The sequence below is a fragment of the Laspinema olomoucense D3b genome (assembly GCF_025370785.1).
GTDB lineage: Bacteria > Cyanobacteriota > Cyanobacteriia > Cyanobacteriales > Laspinemataceae > Laspinema > Laspinema olomoucense.
This window is the reverse complement of sequence record NZ_JAMXFA010000009.1, coordinates 113,477-128,632: the sequence shown is the minus strand read 5'-3', so window position 1 is coordinate 128,632 and position 15,156 is coordinate 113,477. Positions and strand designations below refer to the sequence as shown.

The window sequence follows — 15,156 nt, the reverse complement described above, 5'->3', positions numbered from 1 at the left end:
AGGAAGTGCTTTCCTCGGAATACCCAAATCGATGCTGAAATTACCTGGAAGTTCAAATGTTAAACAATAAAAAGCAAATATTCGGTTGGGTGATGTATGACTGGGCGAATTCTGCCTATGTTACCACGGTATTGGTTGCCCTCTTGCCGCCTTACTTTGCCGCCGTCGTCGTTCCTGAAGGGGGAGTCAATGTAGGCGGGGCCTATTTCACCGCTGAGTCAATTTGGGCAGTGATGATTAGTTTTTCCGCTTTTGTTATGTTTATTTTTGCCCCCATTTTAGGAGCAATTTCTGATTTTTCTGCTGCAAAAAAGCGCTTTTTAATGCTATTTTGCTATGGAGGAAGTTTAGCGACGATCGCCCTGGTTTTTTCGAGTTCTGGGGATATTTTGCAGACCATGATATTGTTTGTAATTGCTCAAATTTGTTTTGTGGGTTCTAATATCTTTTATGATGCCTTTCTGCCCCAAATTGCTTCCGATGAACAGATAGATTGGGTCTCAGGGAAAGGGTTTGCTTTTGGGTATGTGGGCGGGGGACTGCAATTGGCCCTGTCTTTGGGATTAGTCACGGGACATAATGCCCTTGGCATTTCCCAGGAACTCGCCGTCAGACTGGCGATCGCAATGGCAGGGTTATGGTGGGGGGGATTTGCCATTATTACCTTTTTAAATGTGAAAGAAGAACCCCCAGGGGAATCCTTACCTGCCGCTTATCAACATTTGCCTAAATGGAGGGCTTATACCGAAGTCGGTCTCATCAGAATTGTGGTTACCCTCCGCAAGGTCAAACAATTTAAACACCTGTTATTATTTCTGATTGCCTACTTGCTCTACAATAATGGTATTCAAACCGTCATGACGATGGCAACCATTTATGGACAACAAGAAATCGGGCTGGGAACCACAACTTTGATGGTCACTTTATTATTCATTCAATTTGTCAGCGTTTTTGGGGCATTAAGCTTTAGTAAATTGGCAGAACGAGTAACAGCGAAAAAAGCCTTAATGCTGAGTTTAGTCGGCTGGTGTTTTGTGATTGTTTATGCATATTTTTTGACCAATGCCACAGAATATTTTATTCTAGGAGGAATTGTCGGCATTGTGCAGGGAGGGTCTCAAGCCCTCAGCCGCTCGTTTTATGGGGGAATGATTCCCATTCACGCTTCAGCAGAGTTCTATGGATTTTACTCAGTTTTTAACAAAGGTTCGGCGATTTTAGGACCGTTAACTTTTGCGGCGATCGGCTTAATTACCGGCAGCAACCGTCTCGCTATTTTAGGGGTAATTATATTTTTCATTTCTGGACTTATTTTGTTAGCTTGTGTGGATGTGGATCGGGCAAAAGATGCTAGAAATTCGGTGGAATTTAGTCAGCATTAGATGGCTTGGCCCCGCACCCTAAAGGGTGTGGTTTTTTATTGTAAAAGCCGAATTGGGTATCAAGAGGACTTAGGCAATATTTAACATAAAACACAAATGTAGACCGGATTTTGATACCAAATTCGGTTGTTAGAGATCTACTTTACTCTTCAGCCTGCGTAGGCAGGCTTCGTTCGTGTAGCCCCACCCTTCAGGGTGTGGTTTTTTATTGTAAAAACCGAATTGGGTCTCAACAGGAGTTATGCAATATTTAACATAGGCCACCAATATAAAGGCGATTCGAGACTTGCATTTATATGGGTGGGTTGCCGTCTAAAAATGTGTAAATTTTGCCTAAAAATGCTATACTCAAAGCATCAAACTTTCAAATTTTATCCCTGGTTTAACCGTTAGTAATTTCCTCAGTATGAACATTGATCCGATTTTAAAGAATGATTGGCATCCCGTAGCGGCAGTACGTGATTTACCGGAGGAAACCATAACTCCGGTGCGCTTATTGGGAGAAGAACTGCTGCTGTGGCAGTCGGGCGATCGCATTATGGCATGGCAAGATATTTGTCCACACCGGGGTGCAAGACTCTCTGCGGGCAAAGTTTGCGGGGATACCCTGGTTTGTCCCTATCACGGGCTCGCCTATAATCCCGAGGGTCAATGTGTTTTAATTCCCGCCTATTCTACCCCCAAACCCCCTCCAAATATGCGGGTTAAAGCCTATTCCTGTGTGGAACGCTATGGATTAGTTTGGGTGAATTTAGGGGAATCCGAAGCAACGCCATCTTCGGATAAAATACCGCCTTTTTTAGAGTGGGAAGATGCCAACTTTCGGAAATTTTTATGCGGTCCCTTCCGGTATGAATCCAGTGCCTTGCGGGCAATGGAAAATTTTATTGATGTATCACATTTTCCCTTTGTCCATGATGGATTTTTAGGGGATGTCAATCATACGGAAGTCTCTGACTATGAAGTGAAAACCGATGCCGAAGGTATCAGTTTAAACAACCTCAAAGTTTGGCAACCGGACCCGGATGGAACTGGCGTTGGGGGTGAAGTTACTTACAATTATCACATCTGGCGTCCTTTAACCGCATCCTTTGCTAAAGCAGCACAAGGGGGAAAATTAGGATTATTTTTTACCATTACTCCCTTAGAGGAAGAGATGTGTTTAGGGTGGATGTGGATTGCCATGAATTACGGACAGGATATTCCCGAGGAAGAGTTGCGGCAGTTTCAAGAAACCGTTGTTCAGCAGGATATACCCATTGTAGAATCCCAACGTCCCAAACGGTTGCCTCTGGATTTAACAGCAGAGGTGCATTTAGCGTGCGATCAATCGGCGATCGCCTACCGCAAATGGCTCAAACGCTTAGGCGTTACTTATGGTACCCTATAAATCAGAATCGGGATGCAGCATTGCCGCATCCCAACTCTGGGGAAATTATAATCAAAGTGAGGTGAGGACCCCAGGGCCACCTATGGAGTCGCAACTAAGTAAGGAGAGGGAATCGCTTCTGCTTTGCCAGCATTCACCAACGCTTGATAGACAAAGGCGGCGACTTCGGCGCGGGTTGCTTCCCGATTGGGATTGAACTGACCAATTTGGGGATAGTTAACCACGAGTTGATTTTCCGTCGCCCCTGCTACTGCTGTCAAGGCATAGTCTGGAATTTGTGCGGCATCATTGTAGCGTGAGAGGGAGGCAGTATCATTGGTGCGTAATCCCAATCCACTGACTAAGGCAACGATCGCCTGGACTTTAGGAATTTCTTGGTTAGGACGGAATACGCCTTCGGGATACCCTGCCAGGAATCCGCCTCGGTACGCCACGGAAATCGCATCGGCACCCCAGAAACTGCTGGTTACATCCCGGAACGCCATTCCCTGCCGTTGTGCTGCCGGTGCAAATGCTTTGGTAACGATCGCCGCAAATTGGGCGCGAGTGACAGGTTCGTTCGGTTTAAATGTGCCGTCGGGGAATCCGGCAATAATCCCTTGTTTCGTCAAAGCAGTGATATACGCTTGCGCCCAATGTCCTTCTACATCTTGAAAGGCGATTTGAACATTGGCGGGAACAAAGTTAATCGAACCGATAATGCGATCGCGATCGATATCATTCCCCACCGCCTGAATCAGTTCTGAAGACACACTATATAACGCATGGCGTCCGTTATTGCGGATGCGGTTCTGTCCCTCACTGGATGCCGTTCCCAGGTCCGGACGTGCCGAAGAGATGACCACAATTCCATCCCGTTCATTGCCCTCGATCGCATTCTCCCGTATGACAGGAGTTGCAGAATTGGAAATCACTATCCCATCAACGTTCTGGGAAATCGTATTCCCAATCACCAGAACCGAGGAAGTTCCCCCGACTGCTAGACCAAATCCTGTATCCTGGAAAAGGTTCCCGCGAACTTCACCGCCTGCTTCCCGGGCGATGGAAATCCCGTTTGCTTCATTCTCAATAAACACGTTATTTTCAATTTTCGGTGAAGCATTGCCGGTGACGAAAATCCCATCCCGACGGCTATTTTTGAACGTGCTATTCCGAACCACGGCATTAGTCGATTCAATCCATAACCCAGTTCCACTCGCATTCGGGTTCGTAATCGTTACCCCTTCAATGGTGCTAGTATTAGCAGCATTCACCGTGACATTTTGACTAGCAAAGGTGCGACTTAGATAAGTACCCCCGCCAATAATCAGCACCCCTTGTCCTTTGTTGCTGCTATTTCCGCGCAGGGTCACTCCAGATTTCACCGGAAGAGGAAACGATTCGCCGGTATCTTTGCTATAAGTTCCGGCAGCTAACTGAATCACCGTACCTGCTTGAGCTTTTTGCATCGCATAAGTGATAGTGCGATACGCTGCTGCTTCACTGCTTCCGGCATTGGTATCCCGTCCCAGTTGGGGATTGACATAGAGGACATTACTGGTGGCAGCAGCGATAGGAATCTGGCCACTTCTCACTTGTGCCAGGATCGGGAGTACCGTTGCAGCACCTGTACAGAGTAATAAGGCAGCTAAACTGGCGGGAAGAGAGGCGATAGCGCGACGAGACTTAGATTTAGTGTTCATAACGGTGGAAGATTGAGAGGTAGAATATTGACGTTTCATAATGGGGTGTTACTACCAACGTCGATTTATTTTTGACACTCTCAATCTACTCACCCTCTCCCCAGTACGGGAAACCGATTGGGTCACTCTTTTAACTGACTCCTATACTAACAATTGCGCCAATTTTCCTCAAAAGTGCAGACAGTCTAGGGAAGCATCCTAGGGAGAATTTATATTTAAACAGAGAATAAAGGAAAACTGTAGGACAGTCCAGCAAGTGGTATAGCGATCGCCTGTAATCATGCCTTGAGGGTTTCAGGATATTACCCACAGCATCCTGGGACAAAATTCCCGAACTATGACATTTTAATACCAAATGCACCGGGAGAAATCAGGAGCGATCACCCGAGTCAGTATAAGTCAGAGTTGCCACAATTTCCCGGAGGCGATCGCGCAAATTGCTGTATGCCACCTCATCCACCGCTGGGAATGAGTCTACGGTAGCGACTGCCTCCGTTAGCTGTATCCATGACTTACATCCGCCATACGCCTCACAGTAAGCAATTTCTCGGGGTTCCGCGAGACGATAGGTCCGCAACAGCAACAGATACAGGGGTTGGCGGGGTTTCCACTGGAGGCGATCGCCCACAAAGCGATCGTTCCAAATGTGATACGGTTGCAACGCCGACTGCACAGACGCGGCAATTTCCTCCGTTTCCACAGCGATCGGCCACAAATCCGTAATCCTAGCCCAACTGCCAATCTGCACCCGTTCTGGATGCCATCCCGACGCCACTGGGGTGACATTCTCAGCATAGTCCGACTTCAGCAACTCGGGTTTTTGATGTTCAAACGTCGGATATAGCAACACCTCCGACTCGGGAACCTGGAAGCGACCCCCCACTTCCCGAATCCCGCCTTTGCGGAGTAACAGGATAGTCTCCCCTTGTTCTAAGGCATCAATGGCGATCGCCCATTCCTTCAAAGCAGCCGTTAATTCCATGCAAACACCCCGGTTGAGACGAATCGTTAAAATAAGAAAGACCACCGTAAAAAGTCGTCTTCATTCTAGTTTAAGAGATCAACATGGAAACGAGAACATTAGGCAAATCCGAGTTAAAAATTACCCCCATCATTATGGGAACCTGGCAAGCGGGGAAAAAAATGTGGGTAGGCATCGAAGATAATGATATCATCCAAGCCCTGCGCGCTGCCTATAACGCCGGAATTACCACCTTTGATACAGCGGAAGTGTATGGAGATGGATATTCCGAACAAATCGTCGCTTCCGCCCTGTCCGATGTGCGAGGAAATGTCATTTATGCGACCAAAGTTTTTGCAAATCATCTGAAACATGACCAAGTAATTGAAGCTTGCGATCGCTCCTTAAAAAATCTCAAAACCGACTATATCGACCTCTATCAAATTCACTGGCCCTCGGGAACCTGGGGAGGCGAAACCGTCCCCATTGCCGAAACGATGGGAGCAATGGTAAAACTGAAAGAGCAAGGCAAAATTCGCGCCATCGGTGTCTCCAACTTTAACCGCACCCAACTGGAAGAAGCAGCGCAATATGGACAGATTGATAGTTTGCAACCTCCCTATTCTTTATTCTGGCGAAAAATCGAAACCGACCAGATGCCTTACTGCCTCGAAAACCACATTTCAATTATCGCTTATTCTTCCCTCGCCCAAGGACTTTTAACCGGCAAATTTGGACCGGATCATAAATTTGCCGAAGGTGACCATCGCTCTAAAAATAAACTCTTTGCGGACAAAGAAAATTATGCGCGAGTTCAAGAAGCCTTAGAGAAACTTCGTCCCATTGCCGATCGCCATCATTGTACCCTAGCCCAACTCTCCTTAGCCTGGTTAATTGCCCAACCCCAAACCTGTGCCATTGTTGGAGCAAGAAACGAGGAACAAGCCACGGATAATGCCAAAGCAGCCGAGGTAAAATTATCCGCAGAAGAGGTCAAAGAAATAGATGCGATCGGGCGAATTGTTACCGACAAACTCGATGAAAATCAAGTGATGTGGAACTTCTAAAACCCCGCTGATATACCACTCCTGAAGTTATCCTCGTGAAGTTATCCTCGTGAGGGGGCTTCAGCCGCGTCACGCATTCTTGGCGGCTCTGCCGCCTGTACCTCCTCTGGTGAAAAGTTGGAGCCGTGACAGGTATAATAGGCAAATTAAGCCCTTGCTTCGGCACTGGAGGCAGAGCCTCCTTAAGAGCGTGACGCGGCTGAAGCCCCCTCACGAGTAAAATACTATATTATTTTTATAAATTTAGGGTTTTACAAAATTAATAAATGTGGTTCAAAATACTATATTTCTAATTCTACAAATTTACATAAGTTAAAAAAATATTTTGCTTAAACATGATTTAATATAGACAGAAACATTTCCACAATAAAATATGGGAAAAGCAGACATTAGTAGCAAAAGACTAATCGCCCTCGCCCCGGATGGATGGGTCAAATGGGTCACCCAAACACCCGATATGGTAGCCCAAAACCTCCTCGATTCCGAATTCCAATGGATTAGTCGAGACACCGACACCCTAATCAAAGCCTATAGCCCGACAACCGGAGAAATACTCGCCCTCAACGAATTCCAATTTCGTCCCGATCCGCGAATGCCGCGAAGGATTCGCGCCTATGCCGGACTCGCGGAAGAAAAATATAACATCCGCGTCTATCCAGTCCTCATCAATATTTTTCCCCCCGAAGGAGACACCCCCATTCTGGATCACTATGAATCCGAAGTTTTAGGACTGAAAGCAAGACAAGATTATCGGGTGATTAACCTCTGGGAAACCGATGTGGAAATCGCCTTTGAACCCAATCTCCGAGGATTATTGCCCTTAGCACCCGTCATGAAAGGCGGCGCAAGCGAAACCATATTACGCCGTGCCTCCCTCCGTCTCCAAGATGAAGAACGCGCCGAAGATTTACAACGATTGTTGGGAATTTTTGCTACATTTGTATTAGGAACCAATCTGGTGGAGCAAGTTATGGACTTAGAAAGACAAGCATTACTGGAATCTCCCTGGGGCCAAGCTATTTTAGAGCAAGGAGAAGAACGAGGACAAGAAAAAGGAGAACGGCGGATCCTCCAGCGCCAACTGCGGCGTCGGTTTGGAGAAGTACCGGAGTTGGTAGAAACAACTCTGCAACGGTTGAATGTGGAGCAATTAGAGGAGTTAAGCGATCGCCTGATTGAAGTGACTTCCTTAGATGAATTTATAGCAGCTTTGCCTCCACTAACCGAGGAGTAGATAATATAGCAGTAGAGCGTTAAATCTCCGGTGTTCTACTGCAAAAGAATCAGAAACTGGGTTTCTACCATAACTTTTGCCACCTCACCCAAATTGTGGACAGAACCCCGGTTTCTCAACCTCAGAAACCAGAAACCGGGTTAGTACAATAACTTGGATCGCATCCCCCCAATTAGGGATAACGACTGAAGTCGTTACTACGAACGGGTGGTTTTATGCTTTTTTTGAAGGATTGGGGTGAATGGGGCCAGATTTGCGGAAAAAGCCAGTCTGAGGACAGATGCGATCGCCTTTGATGTCCCGATACCTTAGAACAGTGTAACTTGGAGGGAGAAACTGTGGACGCAACTGTGGATCGCGCTTGGGAACTCAAGCAGGAATTAATTGATTTTGTCATGGATGCCGAGGGAGAGTTGGCGATCGCCTTGGAAACCTACGCCGCTGAACACTCTTCTCGCGATCGGTCCGATATTAGTCAACGCAATATGCGGATTGATTCGTTTGCGGTAGAGGGTAAGGTGGGGGATAAAACCCCCATTGATTTATTTTTAGAAACCCAACCGGACTTATCAGCAGGCGATCGCGCCTTAATTCAAAGTTGGCAACGTAGCTTTATGGGTGTTTTTGAAGCCATCCAAAGTTTACCCGATGGCTTAGAGTTGATGAACTGGCTCACTGCTAAACATTATCAGGTTAAGGCCAATTCTGCCTCACAACAGGCACAACTCGAACGGATTAAACCGGGAGATATTTTACTGACTCGCATCGCCCCAGTGGACAATTCTCACTATATGTTCTTTGGCAGTTATATGGCCCTGGGGAATCTGGGTAAACCCAAACTCGCCGTGGCGATCGGTAATTTTAAAGATAATTACAACAATCACCTTTATGGGGATGCCCCTGAATTATTAGAAGAAGCTTGGGAATCCGTGGTGAAATATCATGAAGAATTTACCGACTTTTTTGGAGGCGATCGCTTTAGTCTTCCCGGATATCAACTCAACAAAAAAATTGGCGAACTGCAAGAAAGCATGACTAAAAAACTTCTGGCCGAGGCAGGGATTGATGAAAACAAGTCTCTTGAAGAAGTCGCTGCCGAAGCTGGCGTTGATATGGAGGAACTGATGGTGGCAGCGGAAGAAGCCGGTGTAGACCCCAAAGAAGCCGCCCAATTCTTTGATCGCAATAAAAACAATAAAATGGTCATGCCGAAAGTCCATTTGACTGATGACCTTAAAAAAGCCGAAGAGGTTACCTGTTTTTCTCATCCCCGGTGGGGTCAAATGTTAATTCCCACTTACACTAAATTTGTAGCACTCCTCAACCGGGAAGACCCCAGTTTAATCGAAGCCGAACCCCTGGTCCGCCATTATCTGGAAGACCCCATTATTAATTTTTATGTGTGGCAGCAACTCGCTGCGGAGTATCCCACCCAACTGCAAAGTCTACTGCAACTGGTGTTAGAACGCCCCAATTTTCAACTGGACCGTGATTTAGGGCCACTTTTACAGGAATTTAATAAACCTTTAGAGCCCCATCTGCCGGAAACTGCCTCGATTCCCCTGCACTTAAACCAACTCTTTGAAGAGGCCCTCGTGGAAGTTAACAAATCCAAATCCAAATCTAAGGGGAAAAAGAAAGCATCCAAAGGCTTTCTCGCCTCCTGAACTGGGGTGAATTTTGCCCCCTCCCATGACCCTAAACGGCTATATCCTCCAGGATATAGCCGTTTGTGAATTAAAAAATTACTTTTAATTTACATTAAATTTGCATTAATTTTGTTTCTCCCTAGGTTGCCCTTAAAGGATTCCATCCCTATTGCTTAGAGAATAAGGGTGCAATGTAAACTTTAAACATTAAAATTAATAATAAAACCCTTGCCAGATTGGGTAATAAGCGGCACAATAAAGAAGAGTCTTCCATATTCCCTTGCCATCTATCTATGGTTAGAAAAAATAGTCGCTTTCTTATTTATATTGTCGCTTGTAGCACTATTGGTGTTCTAGTTGGAGGCGCTGCCTATAGCGCAGACCTCAATCGCTGTTTAGATGCTGCTGTACCGACGAATCAATGTCTTACCCAAGACCCCGTTCTTAGAACCCTTGAAGGGATGACTTTTGGATTAATTGCTGGGGCGGGCGCTGCATTAGGAGCCACTTGGCAAATTTGGCAGAAAAGTAAATAGGATTTGGATCCGTTTCAGGAAATAGAGTTCTGCCCTTTTGCTAACAAAGTAGATTCTGGATTCAAGAGAGTTGGCCCTTTGGAGTTTGGCAACCGAGGGGGAAACTCGCTCAAACGCACTGATAAAATCAAGCCGTCTTCAGGGATGATCGCGATATCCCTGAAGACGGCGTTTTAGTAGGGACCATTCTCTAGCCCCCGATTGATGATTGTGATGAACCTTCTTTAATAAACTGCAATAAACTGCCCCTTGGAGAGTTAATCCCAGTAATTTTTCAGTCTGGCCCCATGAAGCAAGGGGTAAAGGCTTGCTACCCTACCCCTAATACCGGCTTCTTAAAAAAAAGTTAGATCATTCGAGAGAGAAAACTGGAGAAATTTAGGCTGCACGCTGAGTCAATAGACCCCAGATGAAGATCAGGATCATGGCACCGATCACCGCAAACAGAATACCTTGCCAACTTAAACTGGCTGCTGTTATTCCAAAGACGGCTTGGGCTAACCATCCCCCCACAATTGCACCCAGAATCCCTAGTCCAATGGTGGCAAAAATGCCGCCGCCTTGTCTTCCGGGATAAATTAATTTTGCTAAAGCACCAGCAATCAGTCCTAAAACAATCCAAGTTAAAATACTAACCATGAGATAATCTCCTTTTTTGATTTGTTGCTTTTTGTCTTATGTAAATAGATTAGCAATTGCCTCCTGGATTTCTCATCTATCGCAGGGAATAAGTTGATCCGAGTGCTGTTGCTATCTATAGATAGAGATAATGGTTAAAAGCCCCATTTCGGGTAGATCTGCTTAGATCCGTCCGGCTTTTTTGAATTAACCGATCGCCTAGATTGTTTTTACTGCAAGGGTTGACATTGAGGGAAGCGAAATTTAGATTGTCGAGAAATTTTTCATGCTCTACCCAGGAATCGAGATCGCACATCATCCGCTAATCCCTTGAGTCCCTGTATTTTGAGCCGACAAAATCTGCGATCGCCGAAAATAAGGTGAACCCCCTATAAAAAAGCGAGATTTTCTGAAAACTGCCCTAGCATGGGGTGAGCTGCCGGAGCAATTTTCTCAATAATTTAGGGAAAACAAGTTAAACCGGACAATCGGGGCGGCAACAGTTTCTTTTTGTAAATGTCATTGGGCAAGGAATCTCTATACTATTTCCCAGTCTTACACCTCTATAGAGCTTAGGGGTTCTTTGACCTTAAAAGAATAATCCAACCGACCGAATTCTGCCTTAAATGGGCTAACATCTCCCTCTTAAGGATGTTGAACTCTTAACACCGACGCATTGCTGCATCCCCTGCAATGCAGGCTACTCTACAGCTTGGGGGCGGGGTAAATCTCTCAACCGCTAGGGGATTGGGAAGACAGAAGGGTCAGGGAGCTGAGATCTCCTCCATCTTTTACAAATCCACTTAATCCTGTTATCATTTCAGGTAAGTCCTTGAACTAAAATGTGAATGAGGAGAACCTTAAATGAACCTTAAAAATATCAGCCTTTTGACAGGTACAATTTTATCCATAACGCTCGGTTTTGGAACAGTGTCCTCGGCGATCGCCCAAACGACCTCCGAATCCGGGATTATTCCAGAGGCGATCGCCCAAACAATGGATGAAGAAGAACCGATGGGTGAGCCGACGATGGGTCGCGTAACGATGATTCGGAACAATATAGTCACCTTGGAAATGGAGAATGGAGAGACCACCCAAGTTGAGCTTCCGGTACTTCAACAAGAAAAATTAGGGATGCGTCCAGGAGTCGAGGTCCTGCTGTACCCTGATGGGACAGTAACGGCTTACACCACCGCGATGGAGTCCGAGGAAACCGCCTCCTCCGATACCCTCGATGAAATTCGCAGCGTCTTTGAATCAATTAATAGCCGCCAGGAAAGTACCACGAGCATCACACCGGAACCTCGCGAACCTGTAACCCCGATGCCGACAGCTACACCACAACCGATGCAATCCACCCCTCAGCCGGTCCGGGTGCAAACGGCCCCCCAGCAACCTGTTCGAGCACTGTGGTAAAGGGTTTGATGAATTAAATCCCCCAGAGTGCGACTCTTGGAGGAACTGGACCCTTGTTTAAAGGAGTGGGAGTATCTTGCTCCCTACTACTTGAAGGGAGCAAGATGCTACCACTCCTCAAATTCTAGGGACCTAATGATGTAGAGGGGCTTACAGTATCCGGATTTAGAAGAAGGGAAAGCCGCAGAAGTAGAATAAACAAGGGAAACAGCCGAATCCTTGATAGAGCTTAATTTACAATGTCAGATTCTACTTCCTTGCCCGATCGCTACTTTGAATTTATCGATACCATCGTAGACACGACCCTCAAAGGCAAAATCCGCTCCGTTGAGCAAGTCTATCAAATGCTGGTACAACAGATTGACAGTGGTACTGGAGAAATCTTTGAGCGATGCCTCGCCGATCGCCTCAGTACCACTCAATATCAACTCGCTCATGAAACCGATGAGTTGAAAACCGCCAAAGCCAGTCGTATTCACCGCGCATTACAAACCATCGACAAACAATGGGAACTTTGGCAAAAGGAAAATCGCGTCAAAGATGCGATCGCCTCCGCAGCCGATCGCATTATCCAAGCCGAACCCCATACTCGCCTCTTTGCACTCCTGCGCGAGATTGACCCCAACCAAGCGGAAGTTCTCACCCTCGAACAACAGCGTCAACTCGCCAAAACTCTCACAGATAAACTCGATGGCATTGCCAATCCCGAACTGCATCTGGAAGTTTCGCCCCTAGCTAACGGACTGCAACAAGGCTTACAATCCTGGCAACAGGTTGAACCTCACCTGGTTAGCTGGATCTATGAACAAGGCAGAGGACAACTGGGATTTGGGGGAATTCCGGGACAGAACGGACCCTGGGCATTATGGGCTAAACAAGTGAATCGGCCCTTTCCCCAAGGACTGTTTACCACCCTGTCATTCAATCACTCTTTCCTGGACTTTCTCGATCGCCAACCCCATGCCGATGTGAGCGAGTGGGTTGAACTGACTGTCATTTTGCAGGGGTTGCAACGGGGTTTAGTCGTTTGGTTCGATAAAATGGTCTATGACTCCAAAGTAGGAGCAAAGCTCTCGATTTCAACTTATCTAACCTTTGCCCTGATTTGGTCTCAACTCGCCAATGCGGTCCAGGGAAGCACCCGCTTGAATTCCAATACCCGGGAACACTTGACTAATGCTTGTTTTCAGGTGACCTTACAGATTTTACGAGCTTTTTCTCAGCGGGATTATTTTCCCCTGTATGGCGGGATATTTGCAGCCTTTACTGGGGAGTATCTGCGCGGTGCATTGCAATATTTGGATGAACCCTTGCGACGGGTAGAGGGGACTCAGGAAAAGGCGCGGATTTTGACCTTGCTGGGTTATTCTATGCGAGCAATGGGAAATTTTGAGCGGTCGATCGCCTTTCATCAACAAGCCCTAGATATTGCCCGGGAAGCTGGCGATCGCCGCTGTGAAATTGCCAATCTTAATCATATCAGCCGCAGTTATGTGGGGCAGAAAAATTACGCCTTGGCGATTGATTGTAGTCAGCGTGCCTTAATCGGGTCTCGGCAAGAAGGGGAACGGCTAGGAGAAGCTAATGCTTTAGCGAATCTGGGGTTTAGCGAGGTGTTTCAAGCCCGGGAACAGGGAGAATTGGAACCGGAGGTTTATGAGGGGGCGATTCATTATTTGGAACAAGGATTACAGCTTTCGGACAAGTTAGCCGATCGCCAAAGTCAAGCCTTATGTCGGAGTAGTTTGGGGATTGCTTATGTGGCGATCGGCGACTATCCCAAGGCGATCGCTAACTTATTGAAGGGATGGGAATCTGCCCAAATGTCCGGGGATCTTTACCTTCAAGGATTGAATTTAGCCTATTTAGCCCAAGCTCACTATCGTCAGCAAAACCTAGAAGCGACCCTCTATTTTGGCGGGTTGGGAATGTATCTCCTAGAGCAAATTGAGGCCCAGGAATGGCGTCAAAGTGCCGGATTACTCTCGATTATCCAAGGTCAAATGGGTGTAGAAGCCTTTCAGGGTTTACTAGAACAACATCGTCCCCGAATTATACCGGCGATCGGAGTCGATGGATACGATCATATTTTTCAGTTGTTAGAAGAGTATCAGCGATCGCTGGAATAGTGGCTCCGTTCAATCCATTTTCTATCCCGTTTCTAGTGTTCTATCCCCCTTGGAAGTAGACTCGGCTTGAACCCAGAGGAAGTGCGAAGACGGTCTTTTCGCACTTCCTGTTTCGATTTTTGAGAGGTTGCCCATCTTGACTCGTTTTCTCATCTATGTTCTTCTCAGAAGAGATTACGGTTCTACCATCACTGGGGTTCCGAGTTCTACCTGGGCATATAACGATAAAATATCTTGATTTCGCATTCGCACACAACCGTGGGAAACAGCCTCTCCAATGAGTTCCTCATTGGGAGTACCATGAAACCCAATTAAATCCTTTCCGTCTGTCCAGAACCCAATCCATCTTGGTCCTAAAGGATTATCCGGCCCTGGATAAACTAACTCACCCGTCCAAGGGTGCTCCCAAATTGGATTTCGTTGCATTTGCATGACTTCATATTGGCCGGTTGGTGTTTCCCACCCTTCCTTGCCAACGGCGATCGGATAACTCGTTTGGATGCGATCGTTGCGATAGACATAAACGCGACGTTCACTCAAGCGAATCACTAAACGAACTCCCTCAGTCACCTGTTCAGGATACAGTTCCTGCTCAAAAGGAATAAATTTAGAATATTCTCCTAACGGAGGTAACTCAGGGTCTAGAACAGGCAACCATTCTAAATCAGGAATTAACCGATTTCCCACCGAAATTTCTGCCGGGACACCCGTTCCCCACGCCAGGGATGGCATCGACAGGAGTAAAACTGCGGCACTGACGGTAAGGCGCATAAACTTTAACAATACAACTTCTCCTTGCACCATTCCTTTATCTTTAATTCCTAACAAACCCTGACTACACATTTCCCGAAAAACTGATATTATTTTATTCTATAGCTTGACTTGATTCGAGTTCAAGCCTCAATTCCTCGGCTCTGAAAAAACCCATCTGTATTGATGCTAGGGAGCCGACCTCTACCTATTGGTAGATGACAGCTTCAGCACCGGACGGGTAGAATCATGCCAGGGTTCCGGTCATAGCAACAACTGGTGTGTAGATCCGATCGCGAGGTCTCCATCAAAATCTCGTTAATTAAATCGTGTTGAAGTGAG

The 15,156-nt window shown here is 46.5% G+C and carries 12 protein-coding genes; 8 read left to right on the top strand and 4 right to left on the bottom strand.

Annotation, left to right across the window (positions count from 1 at the left end):
• Positions 1–56 precede the first annotated feature (56 nt).
• Together NG792_RS09085 and NG792_RS09080 are read left to right on the top strand one after the other, a co-directional pair.
• Positions 57–1,382 (top strand): MFS transporter, encoded by a 1,326-nt coding sequence (locus tag NG792_RS09085; protein ID WP_261200490.1) that lies wholly within the window; start codon positions 57–59, stop codon positions 1,380–1,382.
• Between the two features lie 406 nt (positions 1,383–1,788).
• On the top strand, positions 1,789–2,772 hold the full coding sequence (locus tag NG792_RS09080; protein ID WP_261235244.1) for an aromatic ring-hydroxylating dioxygenase subunit alpha: 984 nt from the start codon (positions 1,789–1,791) through the stop codon (positions 2,770–2,772).
• 80 nt (positions 2,773–2,852) lie between these two features.
• Here NG792_RS09080 and NG792_RS09075 read toward each other — a convergent pair whose 3' ends face one another.
• Together NG792_RS09075 and NG792_RS09070 are read right to left on the bottom strand one after the other, a co-directional pair.
• Entirely contained in the window at positions 2,853–4,493 is a 1,641-nt protein-coding gene (locus tag NG792_RS09075) for a DUF1565 domain-containing protein (protein ID WP_261235243.1), read from the bottom strand.
• A gap of 331 nt (positions 4,494–4,824) precedes the next feature.
• The gene (locus NG792_RS09070; RefSeq protein ID WP_435387570.1) at positions 4,825–5,481 is read right to left on the bottom strand and encodes a DUF1802 family protein; all 657 of its coding nucleotides are present in this window, start codon (positions 5,479–5,481) and stop codon (positions 4,825–4,827) included.
• A gap of 38 nt (positions 5,482–5,519) precedes the next feature.
• Between NG792_RS09070 and NG792_RS09065 the strand changes: the two genes are divergently transcribed.
• From NG792_RS09065 to NG792_RS09050, 4 genes are all read left to right on the top strand, one after another.
• Complete coding sequence (locus NG792_RS09065) at positions 5,520–6,482, top strand: aldo/keto reductase (protein WP_261200494.1); 963 nt, start codon at positions 5,520–5,522, stop codon at positions 6,480–6,482.
• A gap of 373 nt (positions 6,483–6,855) precedes the next feature.
• Positions 6,856–7,716 carry a DUF4351 domain-containing protein gene (locus NG792_RS09060; protein WP_261235242.1) on the top strand — a complete coding sequence of 287 codons (861 nt, stop codon included), beginning with the start codon at positions 6,856–6,858 and terminating at the stop codon, positions 7,714–7,716.
• A 338-nt stretch (positions 7,717–8,054) separates the two neighbouring features.
• Complete coding sequence (locus NG792_RS09055; protein WP_261235241.1) at positions 8,055–9,383, top strand: hypothetical protein; 1,329 nt, start codon at positions 8,055–8,057, stop codon at positions 9,381–9,383.
• 275 nt (positions 9,384–9,658) lie between these two features.
• Entirely contained in the window at positions 9,659–9,901 is a 243-nt protein-coding gene (locus NG792_RS09050) for a hypothetical protein (protein ID WP_261200496.1), read from the top strand.
• A 378-nt stretch (positions 9,902–10,279) separates the two neighbouring features.
• Here NG792_RS09050 and NG792_RS09045 read toward each other — a convergent pair whose 3' ends face one another.
• A complete protein-coding gene (locus NG792_RS09045; RefSeq protein WP_261200497.1) occupies positions 10,280–10,540 on the bottom strand; it encodes a GlsB/YeaQ/YmgE family stress response membrane protein in 261 nt (86 codons plus the stop codon).
• A gap of 843 nt (positions 10,541–11,383) precedes the next feature.
• On the opposite strand from NG792_RS09045, the gene NG792_RS09040 reads away from it, so the two are divergent.
• Both NG792_RS09040 and NG792_RS09035 read left to right on the top strand, forming a co-directional pair.
• Positions 11,384–11,935 carry a hypothetical protein gene (locus tag NG792_RS09040; RefSeq protein ID WP_261235240.1) on the top strand — a complete coding sequence of 184 codons (552 nt, stop codon included), beginning with the start codon at positions 11,384–11,386 and terminating at the stop codon, positions 11,933–11,935.
• A gap of 239 nt (positions 11,936–12,174) precedes the next feature.
• Positions 12,175–14,064, top strand: a complete 1,890-nt coding sequence (locus NG792_RS09035) for a tetratricopeptide repeat protein (RefSeq protein ID WP_261235239.1) — start codon at positions 12,175–12,177, stop codon at positions 14,062–14,064.
• Positions 14,065–14,238: 174 nt separating this feature from the next.
• On the opposite strand, the gene NG792_RS09030 is transcribed toward NG792_RS09035, so the two are convergent.
• Complete coding sequence (locus NG792_RS09030) at positions 14,239–14,907, bottom strand: L,D-transpeptidase (protein WP_261235238.1); 669 nt, start codon at positions 14,905–14,907, stop codon at positions 14,239–14,241.
• Positions 14,908–15,156 lie beyond the last annotated feature (249 nt).